The sequence below is a fragment of the Burkholderia sp. Nafp2/4-1b genome (genome assembly GCF_003635165.1).
Taxonomy (GTDB): domain Bacteria; phylum Pseudomonadota; class Gammaproteobacteria; order Burkholderiales; family Burkholderiaceae; genus Burkholderia.
Window position 1 is genome coordinate 920956 of the sequence record NZ_ML058597.1, and the last position, 14307, is coordinate 935262.

Sequence of the window (14307 nt, forward strand, 5' to 3'; positions counted from 1 at the left end):
ACCAAGGGAAGTCCTCAAACGCGCCACGTCGTGCCACGGATCGTCGCGCTCGTCGACGCGTAGCGGGGCCAGCCGTGAGCTAGCGAGCAACCGCCTCCCTCGTGCTGACGGCCGCGATCGCTCGCGCGCGCCGTTCCGCCAATTGCTGCGCGAACCGGTACGCGACGAGCGAACCCGCCACGGCCAGCAGCATCGGCACGAGGCTATCGTGATTCGCGCGCGTGAATTCGAGCAACAGCACGACGGCCGTGATCGGCATCTGCATCGATGCGGCGAGAAACGCGGTCGCGCCGACCAGCGCGCATCCGCCGATCGACGCGCCGGGCCACACGAGGCTCCACAGCCCGCCGAGCACGACGCCCAGTAGCGCGCCGTTCGCGAGGCCCGGCGTCAGCAGCCCGCCTTCGGCACCCGCGCGCAGGCTGCTCGCCTCGATCGTCACCTTCAGCACGAGCAACGTCGCCGCCAGGCCGATCGTCAGCGTGCCGTCGAAACCCAACGAAGCCGGCCCCTTGCCGTTGCCGAGCAGTTGCGGAAACCACATCGCCAGCACGCCGATCACCGCGAAATTGAGCAGAGAGAACACCGGCAGCAGCCGGCCCTTCGGCGCGTCGGCCCGTGCGCGGGCTGTGAGCCGCACGAAACCGTACGCGGCGAAACCGAACAGCGGCCCGCTGACGATCGACCACGCGACGAGCGGCGTGCTCAGCACGAACGCAGGGACCGTGTACTGATGTTCGTTGCCGAGGCCGATCCATGCGACGACCGCCGCGATCGCCGACGTGACGACCGCCACCACCAGCGCGCGCATGTCGAACGTGCCGAGCAGCACTTCGAGCACGAACACGGCGCCGCCGAGCGGCACGTTGTAGACGGCCGCGAGGCCGGCCCCCGCGCCGCACGCGACCATCAACCGGCAGTCGGCCGGCGTGAGCCCGGCGCGATGCGCGAGCCGCCCGGCCAGCAGGGAGCCGATTTCGCGCGGGGCGACTTCGCGACCGAGCGGCGAACCGAGCGCAACGGTGACGATCTGCAGCAGCGCATGAACCGTCGTGCTGACGAACGGCATCCGCGGATCAGCCGCGCGCACCGCGCGGCGAATGCTGACGAGCGGCCGCCCGTACCGGTACAGCGCCCACCAGCCGCCGCCGGCAACGAGCCCGCACACGACGAGCACCGCAAGCCGGCGCAGCGGGCCGGCCTGGGTCACGCCGGAGAGGAAGCTCTCGGTGCCGACCACGTGCGCGAGGCTGTACCCGTAGGCCACGTGCTGGATCGCGTGCAGCAGCAGCGCGAGCAGCATCCCGCCGAAGCCCGCGCCGACGCCGGTCAGGATCGTGACGACCGCCATCCGCGCAAACGGACTGGCGGACGGCGAGGAAGACGCAGGAGCGGACGGGAGATCGAGGCGCATGAGGTCGGCGAACGGGGATCGGAAAGACGGCGCACACCATGCGCGCCGCCGTCAGGACCGCATCGTAGGCTTCGCCCGATCATGCGACAAACGTATTTTTCTGATCAACTCATGCGTCTCCAGAATACTGCCGTGAAGGCGGGCCGCCGCGGCAGAAGCAGCCGGCCCCCGGCACAGCCGCGTCAATCCGGATACGTGATGCGCTCCGGTTCCCGCCGCATGATCACCTTCCCGTTGCGCATCGACAGCGTGGCCTTCGCCTGCCGGCGCACCGCTTCGTAGTCGCTGTCCGCATCGAGCACGACCAGATTCGCCGGCCGGCCGAGCGCGATCCCGTAACCGTCGCCGAGATGCATCGTCGTCGCACTGTGATCGGTCACGAAGTCGAGGCAGCGCTGCAGGTCCTGGTAGCCCATCATGTGGCAGATATGCAGGCCCGCGTCGAGCACGCGCAGGATGTTGCCGTTGCCGAGCGGATACCACGGATCCTTGATCGAATCCTGCCCGAAGCACACGTTCAGGCCCGCACGATCGAGTTCCGCGACACGCGTGACGCCGCGTCGCTTCGGGAACGTGTCGAAGCGCCCCTGCAGGTGGATGCTCTCGGTCGGGCACGAGATGAAGTTCAGCCCCGCGCGCTTCAGCAGCCGGAACAGCTTCGAGCAGTACGCGTTGTCATACGAGCCCATCGCGGTCGTGTGGCTGGCCGTCACGCGCGCCCCCATCCCGCGCACGCGCGCTTCTTCCGCGAGCACTTCCAGAAAACGCGAATGCGGATCGTCGGTCTCGTCGCAGTGCACGTCGACGAGGCAGCCGGTGCGCTCGGCCAGCTCCATCAGGAAGCGGATCGAGCTGACGCCCTGTTCGCGCGTGTTCTCGAAATGCGGAATCCCGCCGACGACGTCCGCGCCGAGCTCGATCGCCTGCTCCATCAGCGCGCGCCCGCCGTCGAACGACTCGATGCCTTCCTGCGGAAACGCGACGATCTGCAGGTCGATCAGCCCGCGCGCCTCGTCTTTCACTTCGAGCATCGCCTTCAGCGCGGCGAGCGTCGGATCGGTGACGTCGACATGGGTGCGCACGTGCTGGATCCCGTGATCGCGCAGCATGCCGATCGCCGCATGCGCGCGCGTCTTCGTGTCGTCGTGCGTGATCGTCGCCTTGCGCTCCGACCAGCGCTCGATGCCCTCGAACAGCGTGCCGCTCATGTTCCAGGCCGGCTCGCCGGCCGTGAGCACCGCATCGAGGTGGATGTGCGGTTCGACGAGCGGCGGAATCACGAGGCGCCCGCCCGCATCGACATCGTCGGCGCCGACGGGCGTGGCCGCTGTGATGGGCGCGGCTTGCACGTCGAGCCGCGCGATCCTGTCGCCGTCGATACCGATCGTGAACAGCCCGTCGCGACCGCGCAGGCGTGCATTGAACAGGTTCATGGGGGTCCTGGCGTCATGCGGCGCCCGCGCGCCGCGTAGTGGGGAAAACCGGCGTCGACGCGATGCGCCGCGCTCAGTCGAAGTATTCGATCGTCAGGCCGGTCGCGGCGCTCATTTCGTCGGTCGTCACGTCGCGCACGCGCTTGCCGAACGTCCAGACATGCCGGCCCGGATCGCGCGCGCGATACACGCGATCGCCGTAGAACGCGTCGGCCGGCGCCTGCAGGATGTCCGCGCCGGCCTCGCGCGCGTGTTCGCAGTGCGCGTCGATGTCCGCGTCGTCGGGCAGATGCACATGCACGTGCTGGGTATTGCGGTCGCCCGTGTCTTCCGGCGACGCGATGAAGTCGGCCCACGTGCCGCCGATCATCACGAGGCTGTCGCCGAATTTCATTTCGGCATGGGCAATGTCGCCTTCCGGTGTGGTGACGACGAGCGAGCGCTCGAAACCGAATGCACGTTCGAGCCACGCGAGCGCGGCTTTCGGGTCGCGGTAGCACAGCGCGGCACTGAAGGACGGACGGTGATGCGCAGTCATCGATGTCTCCTTGTCTCGGCATGGGTCCGACCATTCTCCACGCGCACGGTGCGGCGAGCAACTCCCCCGCCCGGCTGCGCACATGTTGTCAATGCGCGACACGGCAGGCGCGGTCACCGTCCGTCGCGCGTCGCGCGGCTCGCGAAAACGCCCGGCACCCGGCCGCCGCACCGGTTTGTGAACGCCGTGTGACGCACTGTTGCGCGACTCGCAATGGAGCACCCGCGCGGCCACCGCCGGAATCGCGACGATGCGCCCCTACACTTGCGCCGAATTTTGCGAAGTTTGGTTACCCAGTCCCACACGCAGGAGCTGTTAGATGCAAAACCCGAATAAAACCCTGATTGCCGCCGCATCCGCGGCCGCACTGTTTGCCCCGCTCGCACACGCGCAGAGCTCGGTCACGCTGTACGGCCTGATCGACGCCGGTATCGCGTACACCAACAACGTGAATGGCGCGGCCCAGTGGCGCATGGCCACCGGCACGATCAACGGCAGCCGCTTCGGCCTGCGCGGCAGCGAGGACCTCGGCGGCGGCCTGAAGGCGCTGTTCGTGCTGGAGAGCGGTTTCAACGCGAACAACGGCGCGCTCGGCCAGGACGGCAAGCTGTTCGGCCGGCATGCGTACGTCGGCCTGAGCCGCGCCGGCTTCGGCACGCTGACGCTCGGCCGCCAGTACGACACGATGGTCGACTTCGTCGCGCCGCTGTCCGCGACGGCCGGCGACTTCGGCGATACGGGCTTCGCGCATCCGTTCGACAACGACAACCTGAACCACTCGGTGCGCATCAACAACGCGGTCAAGTACACGAGCGACACGATCGCGGGCTTCAAGGTCGGCGCGCTGTACGGCTTCTCCAACTCGGCGAACTTCGCCGGCAACCGCGCATACAGCGTCGCGGCGAGCTACACGAACGGCCCGCTGAAGCTGGCCGGCGCGTACCTGCAGATGAACGGCACGAAGGGCTCCACGAGCGCGAGCCCCGGCGCAACCGACGTCGCTGAAGCGAAGAGCGTGAGCCAGGGCGGCTGGTCGGCCGGTTCGGACCGCATGCGCACGTATGGCGGCGGCGTCAGCTACGGGTTCGGCCCCGCGACGGTCGGTTTCGTCTATACGCGCTCGCAGTACGACAACACGGGCTCGTTCGGCTCCGCCGGCCAGGTCGCGTTCAACAACTACGACGTGAACGTGCGCTACGCGGTGACGCCGGCCGTCAGCCTCGGCGCGGCCTACGTGTACACGGACGCCAGCGTGTCGAACCCGGACAGCAAGCACGGCACCGATCCGAAGTGGCATCAGGTCGACCTGCAGGCCGTGTACAAGCTGTCGCGCCGCACCGATCTGTACGCGGAAGCGATGTACCAGCACGCATCGGGGCGCGGCTACCAGGCGTTCATCAACACGTCGGGCGGCGCATCGAGCACCGCGAACCAGGTCGTCGGCACGATCGGCATGCGCACGCGGTTCTGAGCGACGCCGCGCATGACGTGACGACGCGTCGCCTGTCGGCCGGAACCCTGCCGCTGCAGGCGGGTTCGGTCGACTCGGGCGACGTGCGCGAATGTTGTTTCATCTGGAAAGCTGCCTGCCTGGAATCGGGGTTTTTGCGGCCGCCCATGCTGCATAGACTGGCATCGATGGTTCGGATCGCAGATCGATCGCCGAACCGGCCTCACCCCCGTCTACCAGGAGAACATCGTGAAATCGCTCGTCGTAACCGCCGCCGCTGCCGTCCTGCTTGCCGCACCGGCGCTGTCGTTCGCTCAGTCCGCCAAGTCGTCCGTCACGCGCGCGCAGGTGCTGCAGGAGCTCTATGACCTCGAATCGGTCGGCTACAACCCGTCGCTCGGCGACGCCGGCAATTACCCGGACGATCTCATGGCCGCGCAGGAGCGCCTCGCAGCCAAGCGGCTCGCCGAGCACAAGGCCGCGCAAGCCGCGTATGGCGCGGCCGGTGCGGGCGCAACCGAATCGGGCGTGGCGGCAAAGCCCGCGCTTTGAACGCATCGCACGACACCGCGCCCGCATGACGCGAGTCGTGCGGGCGCGGTGTCGTGATATCGCGATTTCGATTGCAGGAAACGGCCGGTGAAGATGCGGCCGGTCAACGTGCGGTCCTGCACGCGCAGCGTGCAGGAAATGGGCTCAAGCCGCCTGCGGTTCGCGGTCGATCGCGTTCAGCATCTCGACGTCGTGCGCGATCATCCCCGGCACCTGCGCACGCAGCATCTCGACCCAGGTGCGCACCTTCGCGTCGACGAAGCGGCGCGACGGATACAGCGCATACACGTTCATCTTCTGCAGGATGTGGCTGGGCAGCACGCGCACGAGCGTGCCGTCGCGCAGCGCGTCGATCGCCGCGTACAGCGGCAGCATGCCGATCCCGATGCCGTCGCGGATCGCGAGCGCGAGCGATTCGGCCGTGTTGGTCTGCACCGGCCCCGCGACATGGATCTGCTCGACGCCGTCGGCGCCTTCGAGTATCCACTCGTGGGTCGGAAAGGCCGGCGTGCAGAGCGTGAGGCAAGCGTGCGCGCCAAGATCATGCGGACGCGACGGAGCACCGTGGCGCTTCACGTACTCGGGCGACGCGCACAGGATGCTGAAGGTCGAGCCGAGCAGGTGCGACACGAGCTCCGAATCGGGCAGCGACGACGCGGTCACGACCGCCATGTCGCTCGTGCCGTCGAACAGGTCGGGCATGCGCTGCGACAGCGACAGCTCGATCGACACGTCCGGATACTGCGTGTGATAGCGCGTCAGGGCGGGCATCACGTAGTGATGGCCGACGCTCGCGAAGCTGTGCATGCGCAATACGCCGGCCGGCCGCTCGTGCGCGCAGCTTGCCTCTTCCTCGGCGCGATCGACGTCGGCGAGGATCTGGCGGCAGCGCCGCAGATAGCTTTCGCCGGCAGACGTGAGCGCGAGACGGCGCGTCGAGCGATTCATCAGACGGGTGCGCAGGCGCGCCTCGAGTTCCGACACCGCGCGCGACATCGCGCCGGTCGTCGAATTCAGCGATTGCGCGGCCGCGGTGAAACTGCCCGTCTCGACGACGCGCGTAAACACCCGCATGTTTTGTAGGGTATCCATTCTTGTGAGCCACCTGTAGCGGAGCCGCTATTTTCCTCCAGCGGATGCGACAGATTGTTACGCCGCCTGCAACTATCGTTTCCCCGCAGCTGCGTTAATGCCCGCGCGCCGCCCTCCTACAATCGGCGCCTCACCAGTCGAACGGACCCGTCCGGGCGCGCCGCGGCACCGCACGCGCCCTTTCCTTTCATGAAGCCACAACCTGCGATCGAGCGACCTTCCATCGAACCGGCACGATGGAGAACCTGGCTCGATCCGCTCGGCGATGCCGCGCGCGACTGGGCCGTGAGCGACGGGCTGATCTGGCTCCACCTCGCCAAGACCGTGCTGGCCGCGCTGCTCGCGATGGGCATCGCGATGCGGCTCGAGATGTCGCAGCCGCGCACCGCGATGACGACGGTGTTCGTGCTGATGCAGCCGCTGTCGGGGATGGTGTTCGCGAAGAGCTTCTACCGCGTGCTCGGCACGGCGGCCGGGCTCGTCGCCGCGCTCGCGCTCGGCGGGCTGTTCGCGCAGCAGCCGGAGCTGTACATGGCCGGCATCACGCTGTGGATCGGCACCTGCATCGCGCTCGCGGTGCGCAACCGCCACTTCCGCTGGTACGGGTTCGTGCTCGCCGGCTACACGGCCGCGCTGATCGGCCTGCCCGCGGTGATGACGCCGCAGACGCTGTTCCAGTCCGCGCTCACGCGCGCAGCCGAAGTCGCGCTGGGCATCGCGTGCTCCGGCGCGGTCAGCGCGCTGATCCTGCCGCTCAGCTCCGCGAAGGCGCTGATGCGCTCGCTGACCGCCCGCCATGTGAAGTTCCCGGCCTTCGCGGCCGGCGCGCTGTCGGGCGATCTCGCACGCGGCGAATTCGAACGGCGCTTCGCCGATTTCGTCGACGAGATCGTCGGCTTCGAGGCCAATCGCGCGTTCGCGTCGTTCGAGGATCCGCACATTCGCGCGCGCAGCCGCCGGCTCGCGCGGCTGAACAGCGAATTCATGAACGCATGCACGCGCCTGCATGCACTGCACCAGCTCATCAAGCGCCTGCGCGCGAACCGCTCGGACGCCGTGCTCGATGCGCTCGCGCCGCACGTCGACGGGCTCGCGCAGCGGATCGCCGCGTTGCGCGACGAGCGGCAGCGCGGAATCGCGTCGACGACCGGCGCGGTGCTCGAACTGCGCCGCTTTCACGACGCATTGCCGAAGGCCGCGCGCGCGTCGCGCCGTGCGATCGAAGAGCATGCGGCCGGCGGCCTGCTCGATTTCGATACCGCGATCGAGCTGATGTACCGCTTCATCGGCGAGTACGTCGGTTATGCCGATACCTGCGCGTCGCTCGACCGCGACGATCACGCGTTCGAACGCTCGGTCACGCGTTACGCGGTGAAGACCAATTCGTTCTTCGTCGGCTTCGCATTCCTGCGCACGCTGGTCGCCGTCGGCGCGATGAGCGCGTTCTGGATCGCGTCGGAATGGCCGAGCGGCTCGCTCGCCGTGATCGCCACCGCGATCGCGTGCGCACTGAGCTCGACGTCGCCGCGCGCGCCGAAGTTCGTCGCGCAGATGGCCGTCGGCGCGGCATTCGCGACGGCCGTCGGCTACATGTTCCTGTGCTACGTGTATCCGAACATCGACGGCTTTCCGCTGCTGTGCGCGGCGCTCGCGCCGGTGCTCGGCCTCGGCGCGTTTCTCGCGATGCGGCCGGGCCTGTCCGGCTACGGAATCGGCTTCGCGGTGTTCTTCTGCCTGCTCGCGGGGCCCGACAATGCGATCGCCTATACGCCCGAGGTGCTGATCAACAACGGTTTTGCCGTCGTCGTCGCGATGCTCGCCTGCTCGATCGTGTTCGCGGTGGTGTTTCCCACCCACATGCCATGGCTCACGTCGCGCATCGCGCACGACCTGCGCCGTCAGATCACCGTCGCCTGCGAAGGCGCACGCGACGGCCTCGCCGCACGCTTTCAGTCGAGCACGCACGACCTGATGGCGCAGTTGCGCACGCTGCTCGTCAAGCGCACGCGGCAGCATCGCGACGCGCTGCGCTGGATGCTGTCGACGCTCGAAGTCGGCCATGCGGTGATCGACCTGCGCGACGAACTGCACGATTTCCGCGAATCGAAACCGCCGCAGACGCTGCGCTGGACCGCGTCGATCGATGCGGTGCTGCGCGAGCTGCCGCGCTTCTTCGACGATCCGACGCCCGTGCGCCACGCGCGCACGCTGAAATCGGTGAACCTGGCGATCCGCGCCGCGCAGCATGCGCTGCACGAGTGGTACGCGGTACCCGATGCGCGCCACCGGATGCAGCGCATCGTCGGCTGCCTGCACTTCATCCGCAGCGCGCTGCTCGACAAGGATGCGCCGTTCAATCGTCACCGTCATTGACCGCCGACGGCGCATCGGCCGGGATCGATGCGCACGCAACGTCATCCTTGTGTCGATTGGAAATAAGCTCTGCACCCGCGGCGATTAATCTTCAGGCAGCGCGAGCCTATAGTTTCCTCACTGCCAGCGAGACTGGCACTGACCCAGGAGAAACCGAAATGAAGCCGCTGCACCTCGCCCTCGCTGCCCTGTCGCTCACCGCCGCTGTCGCGCACGCGCAGCCCGCGCCGGCCGACCGCGCGCAGCAACCGGCGAACCGCGCCGAAGCCGTCCAGGCAGCCGGCCGCGTCGATGGTGCGCCATCGAAACAGGAAGAGCCGAACGCGTGCGTCGGCCCCGTCAGCTTCTGCAACGTCTACTTCGGCAGCTGAGCATGACGCCGCGTCGTCCCGGCCACTTCGGCCGCGCGCGCATCGCACGCATCGCACTGATGGCATGCACGTGCGCACGACGCGCCGGCCGGTCGCCGCAACGGCACTGCCCGCCACGCCGCTTCGATTGAAGCGGCGCATGCCGCTTCAGGCGCCGCGCCCCGGCCGCCAGCCCACTTCGCGCAACGCATCCAGCAGTCGCGCCTGCCCCAGCCCTTCGACTCGCGCGCCGCGCGATGCGACGTCGCTTCCCGCGACCAGCGCGTTCACGATCGCTTCCTCCACCGCTTCCGCCGCCGCGACGAACAGTGCGGAGATATGGTCGTTGTTGACCATCTTCACGTCGGTCGTCGGTGCGCCCTTGCTGCCGTAGTTCGCGGCCGGCAATCCGTGGTTGCCGGTGGCGAATGCCAGGAAGATGTCGCCGCTCGAATCCTCGGTGCCGCCGCCGACGCGTGCCAGCCCGACGCTCGCACGCTGCGCGAGGCGCGTGCACTGATGCGGCAGCAGCGGCGCGTCGGTCGCGATCGTCACGACGATCGAACCCATCCCGGCCTCGCCTTGCGCAGCGGGCGCGCGAAACGGCGAATGCACGTGCCGCAGCACGTCGCCGACCGGATAGCCGGCCACGCGCAGCATCTCGCGCACGCCGTAGTTCGCCTGCACGAGCGCACCGACGGTCCAGCCGCCCGCATCGGCCGCGACCGCCCGCGACGCGGTGCCGATGCCGCCCTTGAACTCGTGGCAGATCATCCCCGTGCCGCCGCCGACGCTACCTTCGGCAACCGGCCCCGACTGCGCGGCGGCAAGCGCACGCTGCACGTGAGCGGCGTTCACGTGCTGCCCCCAGATGTCGTTCAGCAGTCCGTCGTAGGTTTCCATCACGACCGGCATGCACCAGTACACGCGGCCGGCCGCCGCTTCGCGCTCGTTCGCGATGAGCGCATCGCGCACCGCGCCCACGCTGTGCGTGTTCGTATAGGCGATCGGCGTCGTCAGCAGGCCGGCTTCGCGGATCCATTCGAGCCCGGTCGCGTCGCCGTTGCCGTTCAGCACATGGACGCCCGCGAAACACGGCGAATCGTGCGCGGCGCCCGCGCGCGGCTCGATCACGGTGACGCCGGTGTTGATCGACGCGTCGCCGTTCTCGACGTTCAGCGTGCAATGTCCGACCCGCACGCCCGGTACGTCCGTGATCGCGTTGAAGCGGCCCGGCGTGCCGAGTCCGATGCGGATGCCGAGATCCCTCGTGCGCATGATGCAATTCCTCCGGTCTTTCAATGGTTCGGTGTTTCGGTATGACACGATGTCGAGGCAGCGTTCAAAGCGAGCGGAACGCTTCGCTGTGGCGCGCCCACACCGCATACATCGCGAGCGCGGCCGCGAGCAGCGCGCCGATGATGATCAGGTCGGTCGGCTTCGTCGCCGTCGCGAGCGTCGTATAGAGCGTGTACGCGGCACCGGCGACCGCGACGAGCGGCGTCACGGGCCACAGCGGCATCCGGTAATGATGCTCGACGTCGCGGCGCACGAACCGGCTCGCGAGCGCGGCCAGCCCGACGACCAGGTAGATCAGCAGCAGCAGGTCGACCGTGAAGGCGGTCAGCTCGTCCAGGCTCGACACGAACACCAGGCCCGACGACGGCACGGCCAGCGCGAGCGTCGCGAGCCACGGTGATTCGAGGCGCGGATGAATCGTCGAGAACGCGCGGTTGCAGGTGCGCGACCAGAGCGCATGCCGGCCGCTGCTGTACAGCAGGCGCCCCATCGTGATCACGATCGCGATGATCGCGTTGAACACCGACAGGAAGATCCCGCCGCTGACCACGCGCGACACCAACGGGTTGCTCAGCGAGCGCACGACATAGCCGATCGGGTCGGCGCTCTTCGTGAGTTCCGTGAGCGACGGCGCGCCGAGCACGATCGCGGTGAGCGGAATCAGCTCGACGACGAGGATCACCAGCAGCGAATAGATCACCGCCTTCGCGACGTTGCGGTTGCCGCCGCGCAGGTCTTCCGCGAGGTACGCGGCTGAGCCGAAGCCGTTGTAGCAGAAGATCGCGGTGCCGATCGCGGGCACGATTGCCGCGAGCGTGGCCGGCACCAGCGCATTGCCGCTGGCGACGACCGGCGCGACCAGCACCTCGGCGCCGCGATGCGGTGAGCCGAAGCCGAGCCCCGCGATCAGCATCAGCACGCCGATCTCGACGACGAGGAATGCGCCGGTGATCCATGCATTCGTCTTGATGTTCAGCATGCCGAGCACGTAGCTGAGCAGCACGATCGTCAGCGCGACCGACTGGTTGCTGAAGTGCGTGCCGAGCGCGTTGTTCAGGTACGGCGCGGCGCCGCTCGCCAGCACGGCAGGAATGAACACGCTGACGGACAGCACCGTGATGAAGGTCAGATAGTCGGGCAGCGTGCCGAACACGCGCTTGGCCATCACGTACTCGCCGCCCGCGCTGCGATGCGCGGCGCTGAGCTCCGCATAACAGAGCGCGAATGCGAGCGCGAGCACGCCGCCGAGCACGAACGACAGCACCGCGCCGCTGCCGGCCTGCTGGATCGCGAATGGCGCGATCACGAAGATCGAGCTCGCGGGCGTCACGCCCGACACGGTGATCATCACGGCGTCGCGCACGCTGAGCGTCTGCGACAGCGCACGCGGCGCGTCCTCCGTGGCAGGCGTCGCTTGCAGCGTGCCCGTCGACTCCGACATCATCGCCATTTCGTTCTCCTGTTGCTTTGCTGCCGCTTTTTGAACGCCCATACTCGGGCCCGAATCATTGCGTGGCAGTCTAGGAAGCCAAATTCAGGACCGCTATTCCCCCTTCGTGTTACGCCCTCCGGTGGTGGTATGGATCGACTCTTCTCCGAAATCGCGATGCACCAGGCGCTCGGCCGCGCGATCGATCATCTCGGCCAGCCGCGCTTCTGGCGCTTCCTGGTGCTGCTGCTCAACGAGATGGTGCCGTTCGACAACGCGCTCGCGACCGCGATCGGCCGCGACGGCGTGCCGCTCGTGCTCGACGAATACGACACCGGCGGCACCAACAGCGCGTCACCGGTGCCGCTTTACCTCAACGGGTTATATCTGCTCGATCCGTTCCTGCAGGCCGCGCACGACGGGCTTGCCGACGGCTGCTACCGGCTCGAGGAAGTCGCACCCGACCTGTTCCGGCAGAGCGAGTATTTCCTGAGCTACTTCCGCGATGCGGTCGGCGACGATGAAATCCAGATTCTGCTGCGGCCGAACCCCGACCTGCTGCTGTCGTTGTCGCTCGGCGCGGCCACGCGCTTCGACGTCGAGCCGCTCGGCAAGCTGACGGCCGCGATGCCGTGGGTGCTCGCGGCGATCCGGCAGCACTGGCGGCTGGTGGGCGATGCCGCGCGCACGACGCCCGACGACGATCTCGGCGCGCGCGTCGAACAGGCGCTCGCGCGCTTCGGCGCGGGCGTGCTGACCGATCGCGAGATGTCGATCGCGAGAATGGTGCTGCGCGGCAATTCGTCGAAGGCGATCGCCGAACGGCTGGCGATTTCACCGGAGACGGTGAAGGTGCATCGCCGGCATCTTTACGCGAAGCTCGGGATCTCGTCGCAGCCCGAGCTGTTTTCGCGGTTCATCCAGGCGCTCGGGGAGGATGACGCGGGATAAGCGCGACGATGCAACGCGACTGCGTTCACCGGCCCGCCTGGATGAACCCGCCGTCGGGTGCCTGGTGCGGCACGTACCAGCCGAAGTACACCTCGGCCTCGACGATCTGCCCGTCCCGCACGCGCAATCGCTCGGCATTCCGGAACCGCCGGCCAGCCGTCGTAGCGGCTTCGTACACGACGAACACGTATTCGCCATGCACGGCCACGTCGACGAACTCGAAGCCGGCAAGCATCTCGCTATTCGGCCAGCAGCGCGCGAGGTAAGCATCACGGTCGAGCCGGTTGTCGAGCGGGCTCGTGAAATGGAAGTGCGGCGCGATCAGCGCTTCGATCGCGTCGCGGTCCTTGTCGACATACGCGCGATAGCTCGCGCGTGCCACGTCACCGGGGTCGTCAGGCATTGTCGTTGTCTCCGCGAAGGCCCGGGGCGAACGCAACGGCGCCCGTCGCCCCGAGGCATCCATTAAATGCATACGGGCGGCACGACCGGCGGCGATCGCTTCCGCGTTCGGCGGTCGTCGGTGGCGCGATCGATACGCGATCGATACGCCGTCACCCGCAGCGCTCATCGAGCAATCCGCGTGCCACCCCCGCCGCCCTCTACCGACTCCATGTCACCCCGCGCACTCGGAACGCCGGTCGCGATCGCCCGATACCGGCGCTTCGCACGCGTCGGGGAAGCGATCCGGCTCACGCACCGATACGAACGCCGGTCGTTGCGCAGGCATACGCACCGCCGATACGCCCCCGGTTCGGCTCGCAGCCCCGCCAAAAACCGCCTATGGTGAAAGAAGCGGATCCGTTCCGCCGCCATTCGACTTCACGTCGCTCGCACCGGCGGCCACGGCGCCGCGTTCCGGCACCATTCCCCGCGATCGTGCGCACGCCCGGCCGTGCACGCGCTCGCGCCGCCCACCGGACTACAAGGAGGTACCCATGAAAGCCGCGCTGCTCGTCAGTTCCGCCCTGCTCGCACTGGCTTCCGTTTCAGCCTTGGCTCAAGGCGCGATCACCAAGACCGAAAACGGCGCGCTCGTCGCCGCGAACGGGATGACCGTCTATTCGTTCGACAAGGACAAACCCAACGCCGGCACCAGTGCATGTTCGGGCGACTGCGAATCCCTCTGGCCGCCGTACAAGGCCAGCGCGACCGACGTCCCGGTCGGCCCCTACACGATCGTCAAACGCGACGACGGCAGCCCGCAATGGGCGTACAAGGGCAAGCCGCTGTACTTCTTCTCGAAGGACATGAAACAGGGCGACCGCAACGGCGACAACTTCAGGAACGTGTGGCACGTCGTCGCGCCTTAAGCATGTTTCCCGGTCTTGCGTAGCGCGCCCGGTCGCGCCACGCGCAAAAAAGCCCGCCCCGATCGCCGATCGGGGCGGGCTTGGGCATGTCGAAACCGGCCGCGCGGCGTCGC

At 68.0% G+C, this 14307-nt stretch carries 13 protein-coding genes; 6 read left to right on the forward strand and 7 right to left on the reverse strand.

Annotation, left to right across the window (positions count from 1 at the left end):
- Positions 1–79: 79 nt before the first annotated feature.
- The 3 genes from C7H84_RS04260 to C7H84_RS04270 form a co-directional block, all read right to left on the reverse strand.
- Positions 80–1414 (reverse strand): chloride channel protein, encoded by a 1335-nt coding sequence (locus C7H84_RS04260; protein WP_121857558.1) that lies wholly within the window; start codon positions 1412–1414, stop codon positions 80–82.
- A 182-nt stretch (positions 1415–1596) separates the two neighbouring features.
- Positions 1597–2847 (reverse strand): cytosine deaminase, encoded by a 1251-nt coding sequence (gene codA, locus C7H84_RS04265; RefSeq protein ID WP_121857559.1) that lies wholly within the window; start codon positions 2845–2847, stop codon positions 1597–1599.
- 73 nt (positions 2848–2920) lie between these two features.
- On the reverse strand, positions 2921–3385 hold the full coding sequence (locus tag C7H84_RS04270; RefSeq protein WP_121857560.1) for a VOC family protein: 465 nt from the start codon (positions 3383–3385) through the stop codon (positions 2921–2923).
- A 319-nt stretch (positions 3386–3704) separates the two neighbouring features.
- Between C7H84_RS04270 and C7H84_RS04275 the strand changes: the two genes are divergently transcribed.
- Positions 3705–4856, forward strand: a complete 1152-nt coding sequence (locus C7H84_RS04275; protein WP_121857561.1) for a porin — start codon at positions 3705–3707, stop codon at positions 4854–4856.
- A 228-nt stretch (positions 4857–5084) separates the two neighbouring features.
- Entirely contained in the window at positions 5085–5387 is a 303-nt protein-coding gene (locus tag C7H84_RS04280) for a DUF4148 domain-containing protein (RefSeq protein WP_121857562.1), read from the forward strand.
- 144 nt (positions 5388–5531) lie between these two features.
- Here the strand turns inward: C7H84_RS04280 and C7H84_RS04285 are convergent, their stop codons facing one another.
- Positions 5532–6479 carry a LysR family transcriptional regulator gene (locus tag C7H84_RS04285; RefSeq protein WP_121857563.1) on the reverse strand — a complete coding sequence of 316 codons (948 nt, stop codon included), beginning with the start codon at positions 6477–6479 and terminating at the stop codon, positions 5532–5534.
- Between the two features lie 189 nt (positions 6480–6668).
- On the opposite strand from C7H84_RS04285, the gene C7H84_RS04290 reads away from it, so the two are divergent.
- Together C7H84_RS04290 and C7H84_RS04295 are read left to right on the forward strand one after the other, a co-directional pair.
- Positions 6669–8852 carry an FUSC family protein gene (locus C7H84_RS04290; RefSeq protein ID WP_121857564.1) on the forward strand — a complete coding sequence of 728 codons (2184 nt, stop codon included), beginning with the start codon at positions 6669–6671 and terminating at the stop codon, positions 8850–8852.
- Positions 8853–9010: 158 nt separating this feature from the next.
- Positions 9011–9223, forward strand: coding sequence for a hypothetical protein (locus C7H84_RS04295; RefSeq protein ID WP_121857565.1), 213 nt, complete (start codon positions 9011–9013; stop codon positions 9221–9223).
- A gap of 147 nt (positions 9224–9370) precedes the next feature.
- Here C7H84_RS04295 and C7H84_RS04300 read toward each other — a convergent pair whose 3' ends face one another.
- Both C7H84_RS04300 and C7H84_RS04305 read right to left on the reverse strand, forming a co-directional pair.
- On the reverse strand, positions 9371–10480 hold the full coding sequence (locus tag C7H84_RS04300; protein WP_121857566.1) for a P1 family peptidase: 1110 nt from the start codon (positions 10478–10480) through the stop codon (positions 9371–9373).
- A 64-nt stretch (positions 10481–10544) separates the two neighbouring features.
- Entirely contained in the window at positions 10545–11951 is a 1407-nt protein-coding gene (locus tag C7H84_RS04305; protein ID WP_121857567.1) for an APC family permease, read from the reverse strand.
- Positions 11952–12080: 129 nt separating this feature from the next.
- On the opposite strand from C7H84_RS04305, the gene C7H84_RS04310 reads away from it, so the two are divergent.
- Entirely contained in the window at positions 12081–12881 is an 801-nt protein-coding gene (locus tag C7H84_RS04310) for a helix-turn-helix transcriptional regulator (protein ID WP_121857568.1), read from the forward strand.
- A 25-nt stretch (positions 12882–12906) separates the two neighbouring features.
- Here the strand turns inward: C7H84_RS04310 and C7H84_RS04315 are convergent, their stop codons facing one another.
- A complete protein-coding gene (locus C7H84_RS04315; protein WP_121857569.1) occupies positions 12907–13284 on the reverse strand; it encodes a nuclear transport factor 2 family protein in 378 nt (125 codons plus the stop codon).
- Between the two features lie 535 nt (positions 13285–13819).
- On the opposite strand from C7H84_RS04315, the gene C7H84_RS04325 reads away from it, so the two are divergent.
- Positions 13820–14194 (forward strand): hypothetical protein, encoded by a 375-nt coding sequence (locus tag C7H84_RS04325; RefSeq protein ID WP_121857571.1) that lies wholly within the window; start codon positions 13820–13822, stop codon positions 14192–14194.
- The last annotated feature ends 113 nt before the right edge of the window (positions 14195–14307 follow it).

Coding starts and splice junctions, on each gene's coding strand:
- C7H84_RS04260 (WP_121857558.1), bottom strand. CDS start 1,414: ATGCGCCTCGATCTCCCGTCCGCTCCTGCGTCTTCCTCGCCGTCCGCC.
- codA (WP_121857559.1), bottom strand. CDS start 2,847: ATGAACCTGTTCAATGCACGCCTGCGCGGTCGCGACGGGCTGTTCACG.
- C7H84_RS04270 (WP_121857560.1), bottom strand. CDS start 3,385: ATGACTGCGCATCACCGTCCGTCCTTCAGTGCCGCGCTGTGCTACCGC.
- C7H84_RS04275 (WP_121857561.1), top strand. CDS start 3,705: ATGCAAAACCCGAATAAAACCCTGATTGCCGCCGCATCCGCGGCCGCA.
- C7H84_RS04285 (WP_121857563.1), bottom strand. CDS start 6,479: ATGGATACCCTACAAAACATGCGGGTGTTTACGCGCGTCGTCGAGACG.
- C7H84_RS04290 (WP_121857564.1), top strand. CDS start 6,669: ATGAAGCCACAACCTGCGATCGAGCGACCTTCCATCGAACCGGCACGA.
- C7H84_RS04295 (WP_121857565.1), top strand. CDS start 9,011: ATGAAGCCGCTGCACCTCGCCCTCGCTGCCCTGTCGCTCACCGCCGCT.
- C7H84_RS04300 (WP_121857566.1), bottom strand. CDS start 10,480: ATGCGCACGAGGGATCTCGGCATCCGCATCGGACTCGGCACGCCGGGC.
- C7H84_RS04305 (WP_121857567.1), bottom strand. CDS start 11,951: ATGGCGATGATGTCGGAGTCGACGGGCACGCTGCAAGCGACGCCTGCC.
- C7H84_RS04310 (WP_121857568.1), top strand. CDS start 12,081: ATGGATCGACTCTTCTCCGAAATCGCGATGCACCAGGCGCTCGGCCGC.
- C7H84_RS04315 (WP_121857569.1), bottom strand. CDS start 13,284: ATGCCTGACGACCCCGGTGACGTGGCACGCGCGAGCTATCGCGCGTAT.
- C7H84_RS04325 (WP_121857571.1), top strand. CDS start 13,820: ATGAAAGCCGCGCTGCTCGTCAGTTCCGCCCTGCTCGCACTGGCTTCC.